Consider the following 16,769-nt stretch of genomic DNA (forward strand, 5'->3'; position numbering starts at 1 on the left):
CGCCACCATTGTCTGTTCCACCGTTGCTGTTTCCGCCATCATCGTTTCCACCGTTGCCGTTTCCACCATCATCGTTTCCGCCGTTGCCGTTTCCACCATCATCGTTTCCACCATTGCCGTTTCCACCATTATCGTTTCCACCGTTTCCGCTTCCACCATTATTGTTTCCACCATTTCCGCTTCCACCATTATCGTCTCCACCGTTGCCATTTCCAGCATCATCTGCGCTTGGCTTATCCGAATACAATGTTATTTGTTTTGCAGTTGCACTTACTTCACTTGCAGATACTTTTGTATTCGACGATACTACATAAATATCACCTGTTCCTAAGTTAACTTCAACATCTTGAGATGAATCATTTACAACTACGTAGAACTTATCTTCTCCTATCGTCAATTGATATGCTTGTACAGACGCATTTCCTGTATTGATTGTAGTTGACTCAACTGTTACAGAATCCGTTGCATCACTTGGCAATAATATTGTCAAATAGTTTCCATTTACTGTAGAGTTCTTCGCACGGATTACATCAACTAACGCACTAGATTCACCATCTCGAACTGTTAATTTTGGTGCACCACGCATGGTATCAATGGCAATACTATCTGCTCCTTGTAAGAATACTACTTCTAAATTCGTATTATTGAATCCTTCTACAAGAACGCTTTTACTATCTGCTGATACCGTTGGTGTCTTCACTGCTAAAACAGGTAAATTAAATCTAGTACCTGCTGTCGCATTGTTAATTTGATCCCATACGACATAGAACTCGTTATCACCCTTGTAATAAAGGATTTCTCTGTCTTGTTCTCCTCCTGTTGCTGAACCAACTACTGCAGATACAGAGTCAAGCATCTTTGTTGTTGTAAATGCTTGTCCACTCGAAAGCGTATTCGTATTGCTATAAGTAGATCCATTCAAGAATTGAACAGTTGCATGAGAATCAGACGAAGTATATGTGTTCTTTGAACTACTAAAGTATGACTCAATTCCTGGGTCAACTACAATCGGTGTACTATTAGCATAAATCATAAAGGATAATTCATCATAATGATTATGTCCAATTTCATGACTATTTGCCATGAAACTAAAGAAACTTTCCTTCGCTGTTCCGAAATTATTTCTGAATATAAAAGTTCCCCAATCCTTCGCATAATCTGTTGACTTTAAGTCAAGATTATATTCATCATTCCAAGTGCTAACATTTGTATACTCTGCATTTAAGAAGAAGTTCTGAACCATGTTCTCTTCTGCTGAAATTGCTGGTTTTGGTTTACCTGCTTTTACCCAAGTTTCAAACATCTGCTGTGCTAACTTATCATCCACACCAACTGCTTGATCCCAATATAGTCCAAGATACGCAAATTCACTACCATTTGTTAATGCATCGTCACCAAACGTTGGTGTTGAGATATTACCATCTACATAAGCAGGAGTCTGTACCTCAATTAAGAAGTTAAACATCTTTAATAAATCTACAGAAGAATTCTGACTAAACCAATTCTTTCCTGTTACATATCGAAGAGACTTCGCATAGGCTGCCATCTTAGAAAGAGCTGCAACATGATAACGAATCGACTCTGGCCAGCCACCGTCTGCTCTAACACTATCAATTAACTGTCCTTCTACAATATACATACCGTTTTCTATAAACTGCACTGCATGGTCAATTTCACCATAGAATGCCATACCAAGCATAGAAGCACCAATTGACATATCTGTTTGCCAGTTTGTTGCATCCACTGCCACTTCATCGATTGGTAATTCCATACGGTCACGAATATCTAGGATATCTCGAAGTAAACATTCTACTTTACTAATAAAGTCGTTATAGAAATCTGACCCTTTCACAAACACTCCAGAATTCTTAATTAAAGAATATGCTGTAGCCAAAGAACCTGCATTTCTACCTTCTTGTACCGCTCCATAATTATCATAATCATCAGGTCTTGACCCCTTAACAAGCCAGCTTTCAACACCTTGAAGATGATCATCAAGGAAAAGCATCATATACCATTTTGAAAGTTCCGCATATTTCACATCACCTTCAACCGCATAAGCAAGAGCACACGCTTGGTAAGCAGTTGCATAGGCGTTATCAAGTATTACGGTTGATTTTGAATTCTTTGTTATTGCCGCACTTGTTCCAAGTTCCGTTCCATTTGCATCAAGGTAATGAACAATAATCTCAAGACCTGTCTTAAATTTATCATCGTTCTTTACAGAGAACGCAATAGAGAACTTATCCTCTCCCATAGCAAATGTATCGGATTTCCAGTAACCAGTTGCATTCGCCTGTGTATTCTCAATATAGAGTGATTTGTTACCTGTATAGGCATAATCCGTCGCAATTTTTCCTGTTGTTCCGGTTCCTGAAACGAATGTCCATTGTACATCGTCTTTCTCAAATCCTGAATTCGGAACAGTCAAATTCGATGTTACCGTTGGCGTAATCACAATGTTATCAAGCCATGCATAACCAATCTGACTACCATTAACTGTATAATCATCTGGTGACATTCTTACTTCAAGATATGCCTTTTTTGTTCCTGCTACAGATGAGAAATTCAAATCTTTCGCCGATGTCCATACTTTGTAATTTTGATTTAATCCTGCAATATCATCAGCAACAATTTTGTTATAGACATCTTCTAACTGCTCTTTTGTATACGCATTTGCAATGGATAAAATGTTATCATATACTGCTTTTAATTCTGTATCTGCATTAACTTTATTCTTTAATCCTGCAATCTCTGACTCTGAGAAGAAGATAGAACCATTTTGATTCATTATGACACTATTTCTCAATTCTCTTGTTGCATTTTGAACTGATACCATCTTTGCTGCAATCGCATACGCGTTATTTGTTGTTTTCGCGCTCTTTAATAAAGCGATTTCATCTTTTAATGCTTGTACTTTTTCTGCTGGATATTCTCCTACACTTGTTCCTGCAACTACACTGTTTACGAACTCCTCGTTAAGCTGCAATACTTCATTATATTTTTCTTCTAACGCAATATCATTAACAAGATCAAGTGTAACTACTAATTTTGGTCGCATAGAACTATTGCTTGTTGCTAATGCATGAAATTCTATCGGATAGTTTACTTGGTTTGCCACATCAATTGTAAATGAAATCTTTTGGTCACCAACTTGTTCACTTGCAACTGCTGCTGTCATATTCACTCTTCTCTCTGTGTCTTTCGCTGCTGGAGAGAATTCTGTAATTAAGTTTCCTGAAACAATACTGCCGTATTTTGCAATAAATGTAGCCGCATCAATTGTTTCACTTGCCCAATCATCTTGTTCTAAAAACACCTTCAAATTCGCTGTATCACTTTTGTAATTATGAACGGATAACTCGGCATTCTTTACCGATGCTGGTAAACTTGCTAAATCAAACTGCATTAATGCAACTCTTGAAAGTGGTGTATTTCCCATTACCACCGTCTTTAAATTACGGCTGCCTTTTCCAGCTTGTCCCGTTTGAATATAGGTACAATATGTCGGTTTCACTTCTACGGTTGACATTGCATCATTTAAGATATATTGACTCTCATACCAATCAACCGCTGGTGCTAACCCATAGGTAGACATACTGTAATTGTGCATCTTTACATTATAGCATGTGATAAATTGAATTGCTTCATCGTCTCTTGGAACCACGAATTCTCTTGTTCTACTATAAGGAAATTCAAATGTTCCATTTAACGCTGCTTCTGCATAGGCAATTTGCTCTTTTAGAGCTAATTTTGCTGATTCATTGTATAATTCTGGCTCTACTAGCAAAATGGCATTGGCTCTCCAAACTAATCCTGCTAATCTTGCACGGTATGTGGAGTATTCTAATACATTACCATTTCCATCATTTTGTATTGATGTTTTCACTACCGTATTGGATGTGTTTCCAGACGCAAAAAGTTCTTGTCCTTTTGATAGTAATGTCTGAATATACAAGGAATACTTAGAGCTTTCTTGATCCACAAGACACTGTTCTGCTTCAACGATTGTCGCTTGTATACTTTGTTCTAAATCATAATCAAGTGCCCCAATTGTTGTATCTGCTGCACTTGTTTCAACCACTGCATTGCCTATACTTGTTTTTGTATAATCAATCACTGCAGTTAATGAATCCTTCAAATATGGTGAAACTACTTGTTCTTTCGGTATTGTAACCGTTATTATTACATCCTTGCTAACTGTTTGGTATGTTACTTGTGCAGTAAGTGTAACCACTACATCGTTACCATTGTTCGCTTGACGTGTCACTTCACCTGTTGTAGCATTCAATGCCGTATTATCACTGCTTGTCCAAACAATTGTACTACCATTGCTATCTGTTATATCAAGCGTAATGTCCCCTGTTTGTAGAATATATTTTCCATCGTATTCTTGTATTTTTTCAATTACGGCATCCACTTTATCTTCATATCCTGCACTATAGGATACAAGTGCTGGTGCTTTTGTCATATCTGTTCCGTAGATAGAATAGAATTCACTACAGTTACCGTCATCCGTATCTACCGAACGTTTCATATGGAATGAAATCGTATCTTCACCAGAATTTTTTGCTGCTAACACACAATCTGTAACATCTATCGTACATAACACATCTTTTGATGCAGAAACGAATTTTGTTATTTCTGCTTTTACTAAACTTGTTGCTAATGTGTATGTTAATGTCTTCTCTGACCATTCACCTGTAACTTGATTTAATACTAGATTTCTTGTATTTGTATTCGTGTTATACATACGAATAACAATACTATCTGCATCTGCTGGAATGTCTTCTATATCAAACTTGAGATAAGTTTCTCTCTCTTTACCAGTTTGTAATGTTGCACTCTTATAATAATTCGTAGTTGCATTTCCACTATGTACATATGCATTTTCCGATGCAATTACTTCCATTGTTTTTGCTATAGAAGGGTCTCCTGCATCTTCATATGCCAAAACTTTAACCACAAAAAACACAGAACTTGAATCACTGTTCGTTCCATAACTAACGGTTGCTGCTATTGTAACATCACAGTTGTCTTCTCCTACTGCTGGACGTGTTACCGTACATTCTCCTGTCGTATTATCAATTGCTACTGCAGTACTTGTACTTTCCCAGCTAACGGTTGCTCCATCTACAGCCACTGGTAACGTAAATCCTTTTTTCACTTGTTTGTTATCGAATTCAGCTACTGTATTCGATACTAATTTGCTCACTGCATTCGACACAATATCGTCATCTGAAATTGTCTCAACATCTACATAAGGTTGTTTGTCGGTAGCTGCATCTCTTGATGAGTAGAATTCAGTTGCCTCCCCACCATCTCCACCTTGTGTATAGATATGAATCGATACTTCGCTCTTTCCTTCTTCCTTTGCCTGAACAAATATATCCTTTAAATCAACCGTATAGAATTCATTTGCAGTTGAAACATACTGTGTATAGATCGTTTCGTCTGCTGCAATACTTGGACCATTATTATAGGTCACATTATCCTCTGACCATGGTGTTTCATTATCCGTAGATAACTTTTCACTACACACTTGATAAACTAATGTGTTCGAACCACCCTTTGCTTTATACAGATATAATGTTGCATCAACAATATTATCTGTTATTCCAGCTAAATTAAAACGAAAATAGGCATGCCTCTCTCTACCAATAATAATTCGGTCTGGAGTGTTTCCCTCTTCTGCAAAAACCATGTTTGCAGAAGATTTATGTATAAAAGCGTCATCAGCAATCAATCCCTCAATTACCTCTGCCTTTACAGTTACACAATCCGATAACGGCACTGCTCCAACTGCCAATACAATCACCATAATAATTGCAAACCACCGATTCCATTTCGTTTTTTTACCCATAAATACATATCCTCCTTTTCTTTTGTACACTAACTATAGCAATTTAACGCACAAAAAAACATTTCATTTTTTTAGATGTATTTACGTTTTTTTAAGAGAAATCAAACATAAAAAAAGAGCTGTCGCAAAATAAGTATTTCCACAATATACAGTAATATATTTTGGCGGATATCACTGTATCTTGTAGGTACGTTTTATTTTGCAACAACCCTTTTTGTGTTGTAGTGTATTAAATTGTAAATGTTTTTATCATCTTTTCTAGCTCTACTATGTTGTCATTTAATTGCTGTGTTGCTTCTAACATCTCTACAACCTTACCCATCTGTTGATCTGTTGTTTCGTTTACTACAGTTGTAGACGCGGCGGTTTGCTCTAATACACTTGAAATACTTTCAATCGATGACAATGTTTTTCCTCGGTATCCTGACATCTCGTTCATCTCATTTCGTATCACCTCTATGTTTTCTAAGAGATTTGTTATACTTCCACTCATACTATCAAATGTACTTGTTGTATTCTCAACAATTGATTTTTGCTTGAGTGCAACACCACTTGCTTTCTCAGAAGATTCTATTGTTGTCTTTGCCATATTACTTATTGAGCCAACTACAACTTGAATTTCCTCGGAGGCTTTCAAAGAATTATCTGCAAGTTTCTTAATCTCACCTGCAACGACTGCAAACCCTTTTCCAGCTTCACCAACTCTTGCCGCTTCTATGGAAGCATTCAAGGATAACAGCGTCGTTGCCTCTGCGATTTCATTTATCGTACTTACAAATCGTTCAATCTCTTGAATTCGTTCTGCCAATATCGATATATTACTGCATACGGTTTCTGTCATCTCTTCTGAGATACGCGTTTGACCAGTCAGCTCATTCATGCTTTCGCTTCCTTTTTGAATCATCTCACCTGTACTGCTTGCATAGCGACTCATCTGTTGAATACTTTCATCGACTCCTAAAATGAGTGTCGATAGTTCATCCATCTTTGTAAGACATCGTTCCGCATCTACTGCCTGTTGATTGATTCCAGCATCGATCTCCACTGTGACAGACTGTATATTCTCTGATGCCTGAGACAACACTTGCGCTGCTTCAGAAACTTCTTCACCTGAATTCGTAACCGCATCCACAGTTGTTATAATTCCACTTACCAGATGTTTTGTACTTGCAATCATATTGCTGATATGCTTTGCCAGCTCACCAAACTCATTCTTCTTGTTTATCTTCATCTCAATTGTCAAATCGCCTTGCGCAACCTTTGCTAGACGTGTAACAAGATATTTCATATGCTTGCTAATTCCATATATAATAATTGAACCCGTGATAAGAACGACAAGGCAAGCGATTGCAACAATTATGTATACAGCTTTTTTGATTTCTAATGCCTTACTTGTCGCAAGTGTCTTAGGGATTAAAGCACAGATTACAGAACTATTTGCCTGACACTTACTCCAAACATACAGATATTCTTTTCCTTCATTCGTAACATACTGAAATCCACCTGTTTCTTCACTTTCCAGTATATCTGCATAATGGCTCTTATCAACAAATTGGTAATCCGATTCCGTTGCCTGTATCTCTCGTCCATCTGCTGTGATAAAAGATAATTTCGTTCCTGTACCAAACTGCATATTATCTAACAGCGATTGTATCTTATCTTTGCTAACATCAATGACCAAGAATGCATTATTAGAAGATAGCAACCTCACCTGTGACAAAGCATATACCTCACTCATTATACCTAATTCTTCATCTAGTAATGCATGCGTACTCAACCATTTATCCTTCTTGCTATACCCTCCAAGTTCCTCTTCATTGGCTTCTAAAAACTCCTTGTAAAATCCATTCACCTTTTCATCAGTCGCTGAACTTGTTGAGATACAATTGATTCCATCTGCCGTTATAAAATGAATATTCGAAACAAATTCATTCGAAGTTGCCTTAACGGTTGCTTGAAGCTTTATTGTATCATACGTAGTTTTTTGAACAAATGCATCTTCTTTATAAACTCCAAACACATAGTTTGTAATCTCTTTATCCTTACTAAACTGCAAGGAATCCGCACAGACACCTTGAAACACAAAATCAAGGTATTCACTTGTCATCTGTAATGTCTCTAATGTTGATTTTTCATAATTCTGTAGCATACCATCGGAAGCCTTATTGTATGAATAAATCCCTACGATTATTACAAATAAAATCGGAATTAAAAACCCTATAAATAATTGCCTTCTCATGTTTTATTCCTCCTTTCAAATAAAGGTAGTTGTAGGTAATTGCGAAACTCATTTTATGTTGTGTAGGCTTCTTGATTAACGTACATTAACACAAAACACGCGACACATCTAAGTACTTCTAGGTGTTTTGCTATCGTTTTTTTAGTTGATGTACATTAATCAAGAAGCAGTCAAGTATATTGAGCGTTTCGCAATTACTTAAAATATAGTTGAAAGCATCAATTAGCTACAGACTCCTTTTCATGCCTTTACTTCATTCAATTTCTTTGACCTTCAAATGTGAAGCTTTAGAAACTCTAAGGCATCGTCTTTTGATGCCTTAGAATTTCTCTTAGTATGAAGTTTTAGAAACACTTAGACAGTGTCCTTTACTGTCTTAGAGTTTCTCTTCATACTTTTACCAAATAAAGAATTCCTCACCTTTCAGTTTAAACATTGCCTCTATAAAGTAAAAATCTCCATATGTCAAGTTTATATGTTTCGAAGGATCATGATATGCTCCAGTACAGTTTTGAAGGATACCATCGTTATCCAAATCGAAATTACAGCGACTTTCATCTAATGCCTTTAGCATCTTAATTGCAGCATTCAAATAAATATCTTTTTCAAATTCATCCACTATCTTAGATATTTCAATTAATCCACAGGCTGCAACTACTGCTGCAATAGAATCCTCCCAAGCAGGCTCTTTTGGCTGTCTAAAGTCAACAGGTATAATGCCGTCCTCCGGAATATTTGCCATAAAATAATGTGCCACTCTCTTTGCTGTATCGAGATATTCCTGCTTTCCTGTATGTAAGTAACTGATAACAAATCCGTATAATGCCCAAGTTTGTCCTCTTGTCCATGAAGACCCTTCCGCATAACCTTGTCCGCCGTATGTCTTTACAACACCTCCTTGAACTGGGTCAAACTCTACTATATGATTCACGGAACCATCTGGTCTTACGAATGCTTCCATTGCCGTATCCGCATGCATCATTGCGATTTGCTTATATCTTGGGTCATTTGTCTCTTCCGTTGCCCAGTATAATAATGGAATGTTAAACAAGCAATCTATAATTGCCCAACCTCTTGTATCATTACCCTCAAGATCATTCCATGCACGTATAAACTTTCCGACTGGATTGAATCTTCCCGCTAGCAGATTCGCCGCATGCATTGCTCTTCTTCTTGCCTCTCCATTCTTTGTCAATCGATAGTCTGCAACTGCTGTTGGCAACCACATAAATCCAACATCATGATGTAATCCATAGTACTGTGTAAAGCATCTGTCTAGTTTTTCTTCTGATACTCTTGCAATCTCTGCATATCTCTCCTCTTTTGTCTCATGGTACATCAACCACATCATTCCGCCCCAGAATCCATTCGTCCACCAGTTGATGCCATCATCGATATTCCAATCTACATTTTCCATAGAACGGTCATCATGTACGCCATCTCTTGTTAGCGCTGGTATCTTATCTTTACTTCTTTCACTTACTACCTCTAACTTTTTTGTTATCTTCTCTACTACAGAATCTACCCATTTCTTGTCACTTGCAGTTATCATGTTATTATCTTCCTTTCTTTTCATTCCTGTTCGTATGTTAGAATATTAACTACTACTTCTGAGTCTCCACTGTAGTTAATCATAGCATATCTGGAATTTATTTAATTACGGCTTTTTAATAACTATATACTGTTTTTTAATAAGTTTTATTTCATGATGGCACAAAAAAATAAAGCCTAAAGAAAGACTTCTCCTCTTTCTTTAGACTTTATTATCGTATAACTTATAAATTTATTTAATTTTAAGGACAGATGCCTATATCCACTATCAATTACATCCTATCCAGTATTTCTTTTCTCTTGCTTTCATATTCTGCTTCTGTGATAAGTTCAGAATTAAGCAGACCTTTTAGTTCTGTTAATTTTGAAGTGATATCTGATGGTTCTTCAAGATTCGGCTGATTATTTATATATTTTGGTATAGATTTCATATTATCTGTAGTATACTTATTAAACTCATTCTGAATTAATGCATAATCTACAATATAAAGGACAAAAATTGATAAGATTAAGTATATCACACCATTATCAGCAATATTTCCCCCCTTCACATTTGAATCTTCAAACATCTGCTTGCCTCTTGTATACATCCAATACCAACCATAGAATGGAATAAACAATATTGATAAAACTTCCGCTACGACTGAATTATCATCACCATGCAATTTATGTACATCTTTAACAATGTCAGCAAGCCAGAACATCCCATATATACCCAATGTTACAATTGATAAGATAATACAAAGCGCGATGTTCCTTTGCTCGAAACAGGCTGCTTCTGTAAATTTACCACTATTGTTTGCACTTGCCACAATTTTCGGTTTTTCACGCATACATATTAAGCAAATAAGTACGGCACTGTCCGCCAATATGTATACAATGTAAACGAGGAACGTAAAGAAAAAACCGTCTTTCCACACAACCATGAATGACCAACGCTTAATAAATACTATAAGAGTATGAACTTGTAATATAACACTATAAGCTTTTGCTACGAAACAAATAACAGCAGCAATGGTTGTATTTATTTTTTTTAAAGCACACAGAAACAACGTTACTGATATAATTATTACACATACAATAGGCAATAATTTTATATTATCATTATCGCTTTCAATTATATTCAATGCAACAGCTATCGCATACTGTATTGCCAACGCAAACATGGCTATCTTTCGATGATTTTTAGCAACAGCGATTATTACAGTGATTAGGGTAATAATAACTAGTAGCTCCTCAAAATAGAGAAGATACAACTCACCTGGTTCATAGTAATAATTATCCTTGGATAAAAATATTTGTATAAGACTATATCCCCGAAAAGAAATAATAATAGCCGCCAATATTACAACCATAATACCTATTGTCTTTTTTGATCCTTTCGTTACATTATCCATACTTCCTCCCTTAATATAAATAGTTTTAAATTAATTATTTTTCAAAATCATATCCAACCTTTACCTTTCATTATAACATCTAACCCATAAACCCATCAAGGTAGTCGCAAATAATATATAAAATTGCTTAAACATGAACTAAACTATTCCTCATTCTTCTCCCTAAACTTACTCGGCGATATCCCATACTTCTTCTTAAACATTTTAGAAAATGTAAAGATATCCTTATACCCACATCTCATAGCAACCTCAGTCGTACTAAGATTCTCATCCAATATAAGCTCTGCCCCATTCTGTAAGCGAAAATCAATAATATATTGCTGTGGTGACTTGCCTTCCATCTTTTTAAAAATCGTACTAAAATAACTTCGGTCTAAATTTAAGTACTTCGCTATCTTCTCTATACTGATATCTTCCATATAATGTTGTGCAATATATCTCTTTGCCTCTGACACATAATCCAAAGTAATATCTTTAACTTCCACATCTGTGTTTTCATTTATAATCGCTAATAATTCGAATATCTTTCCGCTCAGATAAAGCTCTTTTGACTTCTTCAACTTATCTGCATGAAGCATATCCATAAAAATCTGTTCACATTCTGGCATACGCAAAACATCTTTCTTCACTAAAGATGGAACAACAATTCCACTTTCAAATCCAACCCAACAATAATGCCAAGGATTCTCCAAATCTGCTACATAATACGTTTCCTCATCTGGACGTATAATAAAGATATCACCCTTTGATAGATGATACATCCCATTCTTACAAGCAAATGTTCCAGAACCAGAAATCACATAATGCAACAAGAAAAAATCACGAACTGCAGGCCCAAATCCATGCCCTTTATCGCAAATGTGCTCCCCACAAACAATCGGATTCGCATCTTTTAAATTGTTATTATTTATTATTAAGTCTTTTTGCATTATGGGAATCCTCCAGCACATTTTTAATAATAAGATTTACCCTTTTCAAGTATTCCTTCGAACATAGGAATAAACCTTTTGACCACCCAAATTAATGATGTTGGGGTCAAAAATCATTTTGCCCCCAACTGATACACGGATTGCTACGCAAGCATAAAACGTATGACCTCATGACCCTTGTATCAAATTAATATAAAATAACATCATGACAAAACATACAAATACTACGCCATGTCATCGTTTCTTGTAATAGTATACTATAAATACAACTACTTGTTAAGAAAAGAAAGGACGATTCCATGCAAGAAAAAAATTATGTAATAGAAAATACCCTACTAAAATACCTAATCAACGAAAATAAACAGGTAAGCCTCTTACTTGTACCACAATCGCAGGCAAGAGAACTCAAACAACCATGGGACACAGAGCAAACTCCTGCTGCTCCTAATCCTGCTCATAATAAAGAATGGCGAATGGGTAGCTTAGTACAACTTCATCTTCGTCACCATAGTCGTTGTAATTCTGGTGGTAACTCTATGAAATACTCAGAGAGTGTACGAAATCTTCAATTCGCTTCACAAGATGCCATTGAAACTGCAGATTCCACAAAGATTATTACAACCTTAACTGCTACAGAAGGCTATAAGGTACTCCATACACTTACCCATCAAAAAGGACAAACGGCATTCTCTATTGAGACAACTTTTGTCAATGAAAGCAATCACGCTATGACACTGGAGATGTTATCAAGTTTCTCACTAGATAATATCAGTCCATTTCAAGAGGATGATGCTCCTAATAAAATTACACTACACCGATTTAAAGGCGGTTGGAGTTTAGAGGGAAAACACATTAGTGAACCAATCGAAACACTTTCACTAGAGAAATCTTGGGCAAGTGCCTTCGTTGAGAGTGAACGTTTTGGAGTGATTGGTTCTTGGCCTGTTGGTCGTTTCTTCCCTATGGCTTTGCTTGAGGATACCGAACATCAAGTATTATGGGGTGCTCAGATTTGTCATAATGCCTCTTGGCAAATGGAGGTGACACGTTTCGGTGATACGCTTTCCCTTAGTGGCGGTCTGCCTGATATGGACTTTGGAAGTTGGTTCAAAACCATTCAACCACAGGAAAGTTTCTCTGCACCTGTCGCTTATATCACAACGCACCATGGCGATTATTCCGAGGCTTGCCAAAGCATTACGAAACTACATAACATTGCCGCTGACCAGTTTGGCGAAGAAGGACTTCCTATTATATTTAATGAATGGTGTACAACATGGGGCACTCCTACTCACGAAAATATGTTGTCTTATGCCGAGAAATTCAAAGGACACCCTGTCAAATATCTCGTTATCGATGCAGGCTGGAGTAAAACGAATGACCATATGCTCGGTCAAGCAGGGAATGGGGACTGGATTGTTGATACTACGAAGTTTCCTAATATTAAAGATACCACTACGAAACTACGTGAAAAAGGCTATATACCGGGGATTTGGTTTGAATTCGAAGTAACAACCAAAGGCGCGCAAGTATATGAAAATGAATATGATGACTGGCATCTTAAACGAGATGGTATTGTAATCAACTGCGATGGCTGGAGAACATTTTGGGATTTCAGAAATCCAAAAGTGACTGCATATTTAACTGAAAAGATAATTATGTTCTTAAAAGAAAATGGTTTTGGATATCTAAAGGTTGATTATAACGGAAGTATTGGTCTGGGTTGTGACGGCTGTGACAGCCTTGGTGAAGGTCTAAGAACGCAAATGGAGGCGGTTCGACTATTCTTTATGGAAATCAAACGCCAAATTCCTGATATCATTATTGAAAACTGTGCTTCTGGAGGGCATCGTTTAGAGCCATCTATGCTTGGCGTTACCGCAATGAGTTCATTTTCTGATGCACATGAATGTGTAGAGATTCCTTATATTGCAGCCAATCTCCACTATTTGATATTGCCTCGCCAAAGCCAAATCTGGGCTGTCCTTCATAGTACCGATACGGATACCAGATTGTGCTACAGTTTAAGTGCAACCTTCCTTGGACGTATGTGTTTATCTGGCGATATCAATAACCTATCCGAGCACCAATGGGATCTTGTGAAGCAATCGGAAGACTTCTATACTTCTGTGGCACATATTATTAAAGATGGTATCTCAAAAATCTATGGCGAGCGTAGTTTGAATATGCGATATCCAGAAGGTACGCAAGCTGTTATAAGAACGTATGAAGATGAATTGCTTATCATCTGCCACTCGTTTGAGAATCCAAATGAAAGCATGCAGATTACTCTTTCTTCCGGGGCGTATACGATTCAAAATGCATTTAATAATAAATACATCTCAATTACAGGAAATGTTTTAACAATTGCAAAGATGGATTGTTTTGAGGGTTGTGCTGTGCATGTTATAAAAGCAACGGTTTAGAAAACCATTTTTATCAATCTCTAATACACAGAATTAAGAAACAAAAGCTGAACAATCGTAGAATATGCGAAATGTTCAGCTTTTTTATATTATAAGATGGTTGGGTATCCCTATTCCAATTCAATCTTTGGAAAATTATTTATCTTTAAAGATTCCAGTGTCTGCAACTGTTGTACAACAAGCTGCCGAAGTAACTGTATTCGTTCTTCCTGACATTTCCCCTGTTTAATTAGAACGGCATTATAACTTTCCAAATTTGCAAGCACCAATAATTGATTAATCATTGCCATATCACGCATATTTCCCTTTTCATTAGGATTCTCATCTCTCCATTGTTTCGCTGTCTTCCCAAATAAAACAACATTAAGCATATCCGCTTCACTAGCGTATTTATATGAAACTTGCACTGATGTTAATTCTGGTGGAACCAAATTTTCTTTTATTGCATCCGTATGTATTTTATAATTCAACTTAGAAATTTCCCTTTTTAAATTCCACTCAAGAGAAATTTTGCTGTTTTCTTCTGTCTTTAATCTCCTGTAATCTTTCATTATATACAATTGAAATTCAGGGGAAATCCAAGTTGCAAACGACATAGCAATATCACTATGAGCATATGTTCCACCATAACGGCCTGCTTTTGAAGTCATTCCAATTGCATCCATCTGTGTAATCCATTTTGTTGGTGTCATCACAAAACGATTTAACCCTGCCTCATTTTTAACCGCCTCGAATTGCACACGGTTAAAATTCGGATTATGTAATTCTTCCCAAACACTCAGAAATTCAATCGTATTCCTATTTCTCATCCAGTTTTGAATTACAAATCTTGGGTCATCTTCATTCCGGTATTTTGCGATATCTGTTAATGAAATAAATTCATCTTCAAAATTTAACGTATAAATACCAATATCAATACCTTTAGCATGAATTGTATCTTTTATGATTTTCCCCATGAATATCCTCCTTTAATGACTGTTTTTCATAAAATACAAGTCTTATACCTTATAGTTTAGCACAAAAGAGCACACAGAACAAGTGTTCTTTTGCACTCTACCTTTTACGGCTTGTCAAAGTGAAGATTCTAATACAAATAAAAAATTGAAGCAAAACAGCCAGCAGCCCTTTGCTCTATTCCTCATTCAATACATATATCGTACTCCTTGAAGCTCCTTGTTTTTTAATTAAATTACCTTTCACCATCTCATTAAGGATTGCCCTCGCTCTTCTTTGTTTCACACATAGCAACTCCTCTGTTTGTTTGGATGTAATAAATCCATTGGCAACTATATATTCAATTATTTTCTTATGCTGTCCCACCATATAACATCCGTCTTCTACCAGTTCAATACTTTCCGGCACCTTTTTGGCACTCCCATGCACTTTCCGGCACTTTTCCGGCACTTTTCCGGCACTTCCAAATATTTCTCCGGCACTTTCACGTACCACATTTGAAATGATTGGTTCTTTTCTATAAATATTCACCCTAAAATCGCCATCAAAATCAATTAGTTCTGGTTCTTCAAGACCATACTCTTTGCATTCTTGAATTATCCTTGGAATACCACTTCCCCAGCTCTCAATAATCTTCATATAGGCAAATGCACTTGCAATACCACGATTGCGAATCTTAGAGTAACCCTCTTTTATTTTTTCTATAGACATACCATAGGATAACATTCCTGGCGAAGTAACTTCCAACCTGTCATCATATAAAGCAACTTGTACATTAGCTGGTTCTAGATAACTTCTGTGACATACGGCATTACAGATAATTTCACGTATCGTACCAATTGAAATTTCATAAACATCTTGTCTATATAGACCCTCAATCTTTGCTCCCATACGAATCATACGCAAAACAAAATCATAAGCCTCATCAATTTGATTTTGAATTGAACCACTATACTCTTTTCTATCAACAAAAACAGCTCGCGTCGTTCCTTTAAAAACAGCACACTGAATTTTAGATTGCACAAATGGTATCGGTTTTCCTGCCAGTAAACAGAAACCATTGCTCGGAAGTAACTCTCCGTTTTTTTCAACAAGAAGTCCCCATGAAAGAAGCTGGTTCCGCGTCAATGGACGAACTTTATCTCGCTCAGAATCACTCCGGCACATTCGTTTTGCATAAGTAGTCATCTCTTCGCATAATTTTTCAATCTCTTCTTCTGTCACCACCTGTCCCTCTGCTGGTAGTTGATCAAAACTCCCTTTCGTACCATCTAGAATTAGTTCTTGTATCATATATGTTTCTGCCAATCTAGTAGTCGCACCTGAACGAATAAACGTACCATTGTGAATTCCCATTGATTTAATATAATAAGGACGCTGTGTTCCCGGAAGAATATCTACAATAATAAT

General features: G+C 36.5%; 8 protein-coding genes. 1 reads left to right on the top strand and 7 read right to left on the bottom strand.

The genetic code is table 11. The features are described 5' to 3' along the window. From RMR19_RS20345 to RMR19_RS20365, 5 genes are all read right to left on the bottom strand, one after another. On the bottom strand, positions 1-5,863 hold a 5,863-nt coding region (locus RMR19_RS20345), incomplete at its 3' end, for a CBM96 family carbohydrate-binding protein (protein ID WP_310605343.1). Between the two features lie 229 nt (positions 5,864-6,092). Beyond that, on the bottom strand, positions 6,093-8,102 hold the full coding sequence (locus RMR19_RS20350; protein ID WP_310605344.1) for a methyl-accepting chemotaxis protein: 2,010 nt from the start codon (positions 8,100-8,102) through the stop codon (positions 6,093-6,095). Positions 8,103-8,499: 397 nt separating this feature from the next. Beyond that, positions 8,500-9,678, bottom strand: coding sequence for a glycoside hydrolase family 88 protein (locus tag RMR19_RS20355; protein ID WP_310605345.1), 1,179 nt, complete (start codon positions 9,676-9,678; stop codon positions 8,500-8,502). 247 nt (positions 9,679-9,925) lie between these two features. Then, a complete protein-coding gene (locus RMR19_RS20360) occupies positions 9,926-11,050 on the bottom strand; it encodes a DUF4234 domain-containing protein (RefSeq protein WP_310605346.1) in 1,125 nt (374 codons plus the stop codon). A 143-nt stretch (positions 11,051-11,193) separates the two neighbouring features. Beyond that, entirely contained in the window at positions 11,194-11,979 is a 786-nt protein-coding gene (locus RMR19_RS20365) for an AraC family transcriptional regulator (RefSeq protein ID WP_310605347.1), read from the bottom strand. A 299-nt stretch (positions 11,980-12,278) separates the two neighbouring features. On the opposite strand from RMR19_RS20365, the gene RMR19_RS20370 reads away from it, so the two are divergent. Next, positions 12,279-14,405, top strand: coding sequence for a glycoside hydrolase family 36 protein (locus RMR19_RS20370; protein ID WP_310605348.1), 2,127 nt, complete (start codon positions 12,279-12,281; stop codon positions 14,403-14,405). 110 nt (positions 14,406-14,515) lie between these two features. Here RMR19_RS20370 and RMR19_RS20375 read toward each other — a convergent pair whose 3' ends face one another. Then, positions 14,516-15,361 (bottom strand): KilA-N domain-containing protein, encoded by an 846-nt coding sequence (locus RMR19_RS20375; protein WP_310605349.1) that lies wholly within the window; start codon positions 15,359-15,361, stop codon positions 14,516-14,518. A gap of 175 nt (positions 15,362-15,536) precedes the next feature. Then, positions 15,537-16,769, bottom strand: a 1,233-nt coding sequence (locus RMR19_RS20380) for an ATP-binding protein (RefSeq protein ID WP_310605350.1), incomplete at its 5' end; no start/stop codon positions are given.

The organism is Anaerosporobacter sp. (genome assembly GCF_031551385.1).
GTDB lineage: Bacteria > Bacillota > Clostridia > Lachnospirales > Lachnospiraceae > Anaerosporobacter.